1 protein-coding gene is annotated in these 11,055 nt (G+C 74.0%); it reads left to right on the top strand.

The window, feature by feature from the left end; genetic code table 11:
- Position 1 precedes the first annotated feature (1 nt).
- Entirely contained in the window at positions 2-11,032 is an 11,031-nt protein-coding gene (locus tag ACZ4XD_RS14525) for a type I polyketide synthase (RefSeq protein ID WP_468041956.1), read from the top strand.
- Positions 11,033-11,055 lie beyond the last annotated feature (23 nt).

Here is an 11,055-nt window from a genome sequence, read left to right as displayed (position 1 = left end):
CGTGCACACGTCGCGGGCGTCACCTGGAGGGCCGCAGCAGATGGCGAATGAGGAGAAGCTCCGCGAGTACCTCAAGCGGATGACGGCCGATCTCTACGAGACGCGTCAACGCCTTCAGGACGCCCAGGAGAAGAGCCATGAGCCGCTCGCCATCGTGGGCATGAGCTGCCGGTACCCGGGCGGGGTGGCCTCGCCCGAGGACCTGTGGCGGCTGCTCGACTCCGGTGGCGAGGGAATCACCGGATTCCCCGTCGACCGCGGCTGGGACACGGAGGGTCTGTACGACCCGACGGGCCGGGCCGAGGGCACGTCGTACGCGAAGGAAGGCGGCTTCCTGCACGAGGCGGCCGACTTTGACCCCGCGTTCTTCGGGATCAGCCCCAAGGACGCGGCCGCGGTGGACCCGCAGCAGCGGCTGCTCCTGGAGACCTCCTGGGAGGCCCTGGAACGGGCCGGGATCGATCCGGCGAGCCTCCGCGGCAGCCGGACCGGGGTGTTCGCCGGGCTCATGTACCACGACTACTTCGGCAGCACGAGTTCCGGCTCCGCGCTCTCCGGCCGGGTCGCCTACAACTTCGGCTTCGAGGGCCCCGCGATCACCGTGGACACCGCGTGCTCGTCGTCGCTGGTGGCGCTGCACCTGGCCGGACACGCCCTCCGTAAGGGCGACTGCTCGCTGGCCCTGGTCGGCGGGGTGACCGTGATGGCCACCCCGTGGACCTTCATCGAGTTCTCCCGGCAGCGCGGGCTGGCCGCGGACGGCCGGTGCAAGTCCTTCGCGGACGCCGCCGACGGCACCGGCTGGGCCGAGGGTGCCGGCGTGCTGCTGGTGGAGAAGCTCTCCGACGCCCGGCGGAACGGACACCCGGTGCTGGCCGTGGTGCGCGGTACCGCGGTGAACTCCGACGGCGCCTCGAACGGGCTGAGCGCCCCGAACGGCCCCGCCCAGCAGCGCGTCATTGAACAGGCCCTGGTCAACGCGGGACTGGCCCCCGGCCAGATCGACGCGGTCGAGGCGCATGGCACCGGTACCACCCTCGGTGACCCCATAGAGGCGCAGGCGCTGCTGGCGTCGTACGGGCAGGACCGGGAGCGGCCGCTGTGGCTCGGCTCGGTCAAGTCGAACATCGGGCACACCCAGGCCGCCGCCGGAGTCGCCGGCATCATGAAGATGGTGCTGGCCATGCGGCACGGCGTGCTGCCGAAGACGCTGCATGTGGACCGGCCCTCCACCCATGTGGACTGGACCGCCGGTGCGGTGGAGCTGCTCACCGACGCCCGGGAGTGGCCACGGACCGGGCAGCCCCGGCGGGCCGCGGTGTCCTCCTTCGGGTTCAGCGGCACCAATGCGCATGTGGTGCTGGAGCAGGCCGAAGCGGTGGCGGCCGACGGGGCCGGGGCCGACGCCGGGGCCGGGGCGGAGTCCGCCGCAGAGCCGTTGCCGGCCGCCGGGCCGGTGCCCTGGGCGCTGTCCGCACGTTCCGAGGAGGCGCTCGCCGCGCAGGCCGGCCGGATCGCGGCGTTCGCCGAGGGCCGGCCGGAGGCCACGCCGGCCGACATCGGCTGGTCGCTGGTCAACACCCGCTCCGCGCTGGAACACCGCGCGGTGGTCCTCGGCGCCGACCGGGACGGACTGCTGTCCGCCGCCCGCGGCCTGGCCTCCGGACGGCGCCCGGCCGGAGTGGTCGCCGATGTCGTCGCCGACGGCAAGCTCGGTGTGCTGTTCACCGGGCAGGGCTCCCAGCGGCCCGGAATGGGCCGGGAACTGTACGCGACGTACCCGGTGTTCGCCCGCGCCTTCGACGAGGTCTGTGCCGCGTTCGACGGCCGGCTGCCGAAGCCGCTGCGCGAGGTCGTGCACGGCGCGAGCGAACTCCTCGACCAGACGCAGTACACCCAGGCCGCCCTGTTCGCCCTTGAGGTCGCGCTGTACCGGCTCACCGAATCCTGGGGCCTGGCGCCGGACCTCCTCATGGGCCACTCCATCGGTGAGATCACCGCCGCCCATGTGGCCGGAGTGTGGTCGCTGACGGACGCCGCCACCCTGGTGGCGGCCCGTGGCCGGCTGATGCAGGAACTCCCGTCCGGCGGCGCCATGGTGTCGGTACGGGCCACCGAGGACGAGGTCCGCCCCCTGCTGGCGGGCGAGGACCAGGTCGGTCTCGCGGCCGTCAACGGACCCGAGTCCGTGGTGCTGTCCGGCGCCGAGGACGCGGTCGGCCGGATCGCCGCGGAACTGTCCTCGCGCGGCCGCAAGGTCAAGCGGCTGCGGGTCAGCCATGCCTTCCACTCGCCGCTGATGGAACCGATGCTCGACGCCTTCCGCGCGGTCACGAAGGGCCTCACCTACGCCGAGCCGCGGATGCCCGTGGTGTCCAACGTGACCGGACGGCTCGCCACCGCCCAGGAACTGTGCGACCCCGAGTACTGGGTGCGGCACGTCCGCGAGGCGGTGCGCTTCCACGACGGCCTGCTCGCCGGGCACGCCGACGGGGTGACCACCTTCCTCGAACTCGGGCCCGGCGGGGTGCTCTCCGCCATGGGCCAGGACTGCCTGCCCGGGCACGACACCGTCCGGTTCCTGCCCGCCCTGCGCGAGAACCGCACCGAGCCGGTGGCGCTGCTGGAGGCGGTGGGCGGGGCGTACGCCCGTGGCGCCACCGTGGACTGGAACCCGCTGCTCACCGGAGCCCGGCGGGTCGAGCTGCCCACCTACCCCTTCCAGCGGCGGCGGTACTGGCTGGACGAAGCGGAGGTCATGGGGGAGCCGGACCGGCCGGCCGCCGCGGACGACGCCCGGTTCTGGGACCTGGTCGCCCGCGAGGACCTCCCTGCACTGCTGCACACCCTGGAGCTGGACGAGGACCAGCCGCTCGGCACGATCCTGCCGGCGCTGTCCGCCTGGCGCCGGCGTCAGGAGCACGAGTCCACGGTGGACAAGTGGGCCTACCGGATCTCCTGGAAGCCGGTGCCGACCGGGGCCGCCGCGCTGAACGGCACCTGGCTCCTCGCCGGACCGGACGAGGACGACCCCGTCGCGGAGGCACTCACCGCGCACGGCGCCCACGTGGTACGTCTCGCCCTCGGCGGCGGCCGCGAGGAACTCGCCACCGCCCTGGCGGCACTCGACGGCGAGATCGCCGGAGTGCTGGCCCGGCCGACGGTGACCGACGCCCTGGCCCTGGTACAGGCGCTGGGCGACGCGGGTATCGGCGCGCCGCTGTGGTGTGTGACCAGCGGGGCGGTGTCGACCGGCACGGCGGACCCGCTGCGGGAGCCGGAGTTCGCCCAGGTATGGGGACTCGGCCGGACCGTCGCCCTGGAGCAGTCCGACCGCTGGGGCGGACTCATCGACCTGCCCGCCGAACTGGACCGGACCGCCGCGGCCCGGCTCTGCGCCGTCCTCAGCGGCGCCGGAGACGAGGACCAGCTCGCGATCAGGCCGGCCGGGGTGTTCGCCCGCCGGCTGGTCCGCGCCCGCCTCGACCGGGACGCCGCGCCCTGGAAGCCCCGCGGCACCGTACTGATCACCGGCGGTACCGGCGCGCTGGGCGCCGCGTCCGCCCGCTGGCTCGCCGCCAACGGGGCCGAGCACCTGGTGCTCACCAGCCGCCGCGGCCCGGACGCCCCCGGCGCCACCGAACTCGTCGCGGAACTCACCGCGTTGGGTGCCCGGGTCACTCTCGCCGCCTGCGACGTGGCCGACCGGGCAAGCCTCGCCCGGCTGCTCGACGGCCTGCCCGAACCCCCCTCGGCGGTGCTGCACATCGCCGGCACCGGCGGGCCGGTCGTGCCGGTCACCGAGCTCGGCGAAGCGGACCTCGACGGGGTCCTCGCCTCCAAGGTCGCCGGTGCGGCCCACCTGGACGCCCTTCTCGGGGACCGGCAGCTGGACGCCTTCGTGCTGTTCTCCTCCGTCGCCGGGATCTGGGGCAGCGGCGGCCAGGCCGGTTACGGCGCGGCCAACGCCTACCTCGACGCCCTCGCCGAACAGCGCCGGGCCCGCGGACTCACCGCCACCTCGGTGGCCTGGGCCCCCTGGGGCGGGGGCGGCCTCGCCGAGGACGCCGCCGTACAGGACCAGCTCCGTCAGCGCGGACTGCCCGCGATGGCACCGGAACTGGCCATCAGCGCGCTGGTCGCGGCGCTCGGCCAGGACGAGACCTGTCTGACCGTCGCCGATGTCGACTGGGACCGGTTCATCCCCGGCTTCACCTTCGCCCGGCCGAGCCCGCTGTTCGCCGGGGTGCCCGAGGCACGCGGTCTGCTGAGCGGGGGTGACGGCCCGGCGGTCGCCGATTCGGCGCTGCGCCGGGAACTCGCCGGGCTGACCGACGCCGACCGGGACAAGGCGCTGCTGGACTTCGTCCGCACCCAGATCGCGGACGTCCTCGGCTACGACAGCCCCGAACTCGTCGACCCGGCACGGGCGTTCAAGGATCTGGGCTTCGACTCGCTGAGCGCGGTGGAGTTCCGCAACCGGCTCACCACCGCGTCGGGGTTGACCCTGCCCGCCACGATGATCTTCGACTATCCGAGCCCGGCGGTCCTCGTCCGCCATCTGCGGGACAAGATCACGGACTCCGCCGGCACCCCGTCGGCCACCCCGGCCACCGTCGCGGCGTCCGACGAACCCATCGCCATCGTCGGCATGGGCTGCCGGCTGCCCGGCGGGGTACGCACCCCGGAGCAGCTGTGGCAGCTCCTGGCCGAGGGGCGGGACGGGATCACTCCGTTCCCCGCCGACCGGGGCTGGGACACCGAGGGGATGTACGACAGCGACCCCGACCAGGCCGGCGCCAGCTATGTGCGGCACGGCGGGTTCATCGACGGTCTGGCCGAATTCGACGCCGGCTTCTTCGAGATCAGCCCGCGGGAGGCGCTCTCGATGGACCCGCAGCAGCGGCTGCTGCTCGAAGTGGCCTGGGAGGCCATCGAGACCGCCGGGATCGACCCGGCGACCGTGCACGGCACCGACACCGGCGTGTTCGTCGGCGCCAACGGCAACGACTACATGAGTGTCCTGGCCGGTGCCGGGCAGGGGCCCGACGGGTTCCTGGGCACCGGCACCAGCTACAGCGTGATGTCCGGCCGGGTCGCCTACGCCCTCGGCCTCGAAGGCCCCACGATGACCATCGACAGCGCCTGCTCCTCCTCGCTGGTGGCGCTGCATCTCGCGGCCGCCGCCCTGCGGTCGGGGGAGTGCTCGCTGGCCCTGGCCGGCGGGGTGACGCTGATGACCACCCCCGGTTCCTTCATCGAGTTCAGCCGGCTGCGCGGACTGGCCCCCGACGGCAAGTGCAAGGCCTTCGCCGAGGGCGCCGACGGCACCAACTGGGGCGAGGGCGTCGGCGTCCTGCTCGTCGAGCGGCTCTCCGACGCGGTGCGCAACGGCCATCCGGTGCTCGCCGTGGTCCGGGGTTCCGCGATCAACCAGGACGGTGCCTCGAACGGGCTGACCGCGCCCAACGGGCCCTCCCAGGCCCGGGTGATCCGGCAGGCCCTGGCCGCCGCCGGTCTCCAAGCCTCCGAGGTGGACGCGGTGGAGGCGCACGGCACCGGCACCCGCCTCGGCGATCCCATCGAGGCGCAGGCCCTGCTCAGCACGTACGGGGCGGAGCGCGAGGCCGACCGGCCGCTGTGGCTCGGTTCGGTGAAGTCGAACATCGGGCACACCCAGGCCGCCGCCGGGGTCGCCGGCGTGATCAAGATGGTGCTCGCCATGCGGCACGGGATGCTGCCGCAGACCCTGCACGTGGACGCGCCCTCGACCCATGTGGACTGGTCCAGCGGCGCGGTGGAACTGGTGACCGCGCCCCGGACCTGGCCCGAACTGGACCGGCCCCGGCGGGCCGGGGTGTCCTCCTTCGGCTTCAGCGGCACCAACGCCCATCTGATCCTGGAGCAGGCACCGGACCTTCCGGCGCCTCCCGTGGACGACGCGGTGGCGGACGGCCCGCTCCCGTGGGTGCTCTCCGGCAAGACCCCGCAGGCGCTGGCCGCCCAGGCCGCACGGCTCGCGGAGCACCTCACGGCCGTCCCGGACCCCGCGCCCGCCGACATCGCCTGGTCGCTGCTCACCTCCCGGTCGGCCTTCGAACACCGGGCCGCGGTGATCGGTACGGACCTTGACGACCTCCGGCGCGGACTGGCGTCGCTCGCCTCCGGTGCCGCCGGGGCCGAGGTGGTGACCGGCACGGCCACCACCGGTGCGCTCGCGGTGATGTTCACCGGCCAGGGCGCCCAGCGGGTCGGCATGGGCGCCGGACTCCACCGCCGCTACCCGGTCTTCGCGCGGGCCTTCGACGAGGCCGCCGCCGAACTGGACCGGTGGCTGCCCCGCCCGCTCCGGGAGATCGTCTGGGCCGAACCCGGCTCCCCGGACGCCGCGTTACTGGACCGCACGCAATACACCCAGGCCGCCCTGTTCGCGGTCGAGGTCGCCCTGTACCGGCTGCTGGAGTCCTGGGGCGTCCGCCCCGACCGGCTGGTCGGCCACTCCATCGGTGAAGTGGTCGCGGCCCATGTGGCCGGGGTGTGGTCGCTGCCGGACGCCTGTGCCCTGGTCGCCGCGCGCGGCCGGCTGATGCAGGAACTGCCCGCCGAGGGCGCCATGGTGTCGGTCCGCACCACCGAGGACGAGGTCACCGCACTGCTGGCCGGGCGCGAGCACGAGGTCGGTATCGCGGCCGTGAACGGCCCCGCCTCCGTGGTCATCTCGGGTGCGGAGAAGGCCGTACTGGAGGTCGCGGAAACCCTCGCCGCCGCGGGGGTCACCACCAAGCGGCTGGCGGTCAGCCACGCCTTCCACTCCCCGCTGATGGAACCGATGCTGGACGCCTTCCGGCGGACCGTGGCCGGGCTGACCTTCCGGGCACCGCGGATGGAGATCGTGTCCAACGTGACCGGCCGGCCGCTCACCGCGGAGGAGGCCTGCTCGCCGGACTACTGGGTCGGCCATGTCCGCGGTGCGGTGCGGTTCTGCGACGGGGTGCGGGCCCTGGAGGCCGCCGGGGTGCGGACCTTCCTCGAAGTCGGCCCGGACGGTGTGCTGTCCGGCATGGGCCAGGAGTGTGTGACCGGCGAGGACACCGTGCTGGTGCCGACGCTGCGCCGGGACCGCGCCGAGGACGGGGCCGCGGTGACCGCGCTCGCCCGGCTGCGGCTGCGGGGCGTCCCGGTCGACTGGACGGCCTTCTTCTCCGGACGCGGTGCGCGGCGGGTGGACCTGCCCACCTACGCCTTCCAGGGCGAGCGGTACTGGCCGCGGCCCTCCGGTACGGCCGGTGATGTCACCGCCGCCGGACTGGGCGCGGCCGGTCATCCGCTGCTCGGCGCCGCCGTCGCGGTGGCCGGAGCCGACGAGATCCTGTTCACCGGGCGGATCGGCACCCACAGCCACCCCTGGCTCGCCGACCACGCCATCGGCGACCTGGTCCTGCTGCCCGGCACCGCGTTCGTCGAGATGGCGATACGCGCCGGTGACGAGGTCGGCTGCGGCCTGCTGGAGGAACTGACGCTGGCGGCGCCCCTGGCGCTGCCCGCACGGGGCGCGGTCCGGCTCCAGCTCGTGGTCGGCGCCGCGGACGAGGACGGCCGCCGCTCGCTGACCGTGCACTCCCAGCCGGAGTCGGACGCCACCGGGCAGACCTGGACCCAGCACGCCACCGGTGTCCTGGCTCCCGCCGGCGCCCCCGGCGCGTTCGCCGAAACCGCCTGGCCCCCGGCCGGCGCCGAGCCCGTCGACACCGCGGACTACTACCCGCGGCTGGCCGAGGCCGGCATGAACTACGGCCCGGTCTTCCAGGGCCTGCGGGCGGCCTGGCGGCGTGGCGAGGAGGTCTTCGCCGAGGTCGCACTGCCCGAGGCGGCTGCCGAGGACGCCAATTCCTTCGGGCTGCATCCCGCCCTGCTGGACGCCGCACTGCACGCGGCCGGGCTGGGCTCCTTCTTCACCGACGGAGGGGGCGCACGGCTCCCGTTCGCCTGGAGCGGTCTGACGCTGCACGCGGCCGGCGCCGCCACCTTGCGGGTGCGGATCGCACCGGCCGGTACGGACGCCGTCTCGGTGGCCGCGGCGGACGAGACGAACACCCCGGTCGCCACCGTGGAGTCCCTGGTCCTGCGCAGGCAGGACCCGGCCGCCACGGTCGCGGCGCCGTCCCTGCCCGACTCGCTGTACCGGGTCGACTGGCCGGCGGTCGCCGCCGAGCCCGCCGGCACCACGGGCTGGGCGACCCTCGGAACGCTCGACGAGGCACCGGAGCAGGCCGTTCGGTACGCCGACCTGGCCGCGCTGACCACCGCGCTCGACAGTGGCACCTCGGCGCCGGAGGTGGTACTCGTCCCCTGCACCGGCGACACCGGTTCCGACGAACTCCCCTATGCGATACGGGAGTTGAGCGGACGGATGCTGGAGCTGGCCCGGGACTGGCTGGCCGACGACCGCCTGGAGAACACGACACTGGCCGTGGTCACCCGCGGCGCGGTCGCGGTGCACGCCGACGAGGGCATCGCGGATCTCGCCGCCGCCCCGGTCTGGGGCCTGCTCCGGTCCGCGCAGTCGGAGAACCCGGAGCGGATCGTCCTGATCGACTCGGACGGTTCGGGCGGCCCGGAGCTGCTCGCCGCGGCGCTCGGCTCCGGCGAACCGCAACTTGCCTTGCGTAAAGGTGAGTTGCGCACCCCGCGGCTGGCGTCCCTCGCCTCCGGCGGCGCGCTGGTGCCACCGGCCCGGGGCCCGGCCTGGAAGCTGGATGTCACCAGCGCCGGTACGTTCGACAACCTCGCGCTGGTGCCCTCGGACGCGGACCGTGCCCTGGTCCCCGGCGAGGTCCGGATCGGGGTGCGCGCGGCCGGGCTGAACTTCCGTGATGTCATGATCGCCCTCGGGATGTACCCGGAGAAGGCGGCCATGGGCATCGAAGCGGCCGGCGTCATCCTCGAAGTCGGCCCCGAGGTCACCGCCTTCGCCCCCGGCGACCGGGTGATCGGCATGTTCGCCGGCGCGTTCGGACCGGTGGCCATCACCGACAGCCGGATGCTGGCGCGGATCCCCGACGACTGGTCCTACGTCCGGGCCGCCTCGGTGCCGATCGTCTTCTCCACCGCCTACTACGGCCTGGTGGAACTGGGCGGACTCCAGGCCGGGGAGTCGGTGCTGGTACACAACGCGGCCGGCGGTGTCGGCATGGCCGCCGTACAGCTGGCCCGGCACCTCGGCGCTGAGGTCTTCGGCACGGCCAGCGCCGGGAAGTGGGACACCCTGCGCGCGAGCGGTCTCGACGAGGAGCACATCGCCTCCTCCCGTGACCTCGACTTCGAGGAGAAGTTCCGCCGTACGACCGGCGGCCGCGGTATGGATGTCGTCCTGGACGCGCTGGCCCGCGAGTTCGTGGACGCCTCGCTGCGTCTGATGCCCCGCGGCGGCCGGTTCCTGGAAATGGGCAAGACCGATGTGCGTACCCCCGAGGAGGTCGCGGCCGCCTACCCCGGTGTGGAGTACCGGGCCTTCGACCTGATGGCAGGCGCCGGTCCGCAGCGGGTCGGCGAGGTACTCCGGGAGGTGGTGCGCCTGCTCGACTCCGGTGCGCTGCGGCCGATCCCGGTCACCACCTGGGATGTCCGACGTGCTCCGGACGCCTTCCGGTACCTCGCGAAGGCCCGGCACACCGGCAAGATCGTGCTGACCATGCCGGAGAGCCTCGACGAACGGGGCACGGTCCTCGTCACCGGCGGCACCGGCACCCTCGGCGGACTGGCCGCCCGGCGCCTGGTACGCGAACACGGCGTCCGGCACCTCCTGTTGACCAGCCGCACCGGCCGGTCGGCGGACGGCGCACCGGAGCTGGAGAGCGAACTGCGGGCACTCGGCGCCGAGGTGGAGATCGCCGCCTGCGACGCGGCCGACCGCACGGCGCTGCGCGAACTGCTCGCCGGCATCCCCGCCGACCGTCCGCTGACCGCGGTGGTGCACACCGCCGGAGTCCTGGACGACGGGGTGATCGGCTCGCTGACCCCGGAACGGCTCGACACGGTGCTGCGGCCCAAGGTGGACGCCGCGGTGAATCTGCACGAGCTCACCGCCGGCCAGGACCTCGCCGCCTTCGTCCTGTACTCCGCCGCCGCCGGCACCTTCGGCGGCGCCGGGCAGGGCAACTACGCGGCGGCGAATGTGTTCCTGGACGCGCTGGCCGCCCACCGGCGCGCCAACGGGCTGCCCGCCACCGCGCTGGCCTGGGGCCTGTGGACGGAGACCAGCGGTATCACCCGGCACCTCGGCGAGGCCGATGTCCGGCGGATGAGCCGGGCCGGAATGCCCCCGCTGTCCACGGAAGAGGGCATGACGCTCTTCGACGCGGCACTGCGGGCCGACGAACCGGCGATGCTGCCGGCCCGGCTGGACGTCTCGGTGTTCCGCGGCGCCCCCGCCGAGGCCGTACCACCACTGCTGCGCGGGCTGGTGCGGACACCGGCCCGGCGGACGGTGGCGGCGGCAACCCGCTCGGCGGACGACTTCACCCAGCGGCTGACCGGCCTGACCGCCGAGGAGATCGACGGCGTCCTGCTGGACTTCGTCCGGGAGCAGGCCGCGGCCGTCCTCGGCCACGGCTCGCCGGCCGCGGTGGAACCGGGCCGGGCGTTCAACGAAATGGGCTTCGACTCGCTGACCGCGGTCGAGTTCCGCAACCGGCTGAACGGGGCCGCCGGACTCCGGCTGCCCGCCACGCTGGTCTTCGACTACCCCAACGCGGACGTGCTGGCGGCGCACCTCAAGGAGACGCTGGCCCCCGAGGCCGCCGATCCGGCCGCCGTGGTGCTCGGCGAACTCGAACGGCTGGCGGGCGCCCTCGCCGCCCTCTCCCCGGACGAGGGCGCCGGAGCCTCCATCACCAGCCGGTTGCAGGCCCTCACCAAAGCCTGGGAGGACCGGCGGTCCACGGCCGGCCCGACCGATGTCAAGGACAGGCTCCAAGCGGCGAGCACCGACGAGGTCTTCGCGTTCATCAACGACGAACTCGGACTCTCCTGATGCGCAAGCCGGAGACCGACAAG

Source organism: Streptomyces sp. NPDC029466, from assembly GCF_055574515.1.
This window is presented reverse-complemented; position numbering and strand designations above follow the sequence as displayed.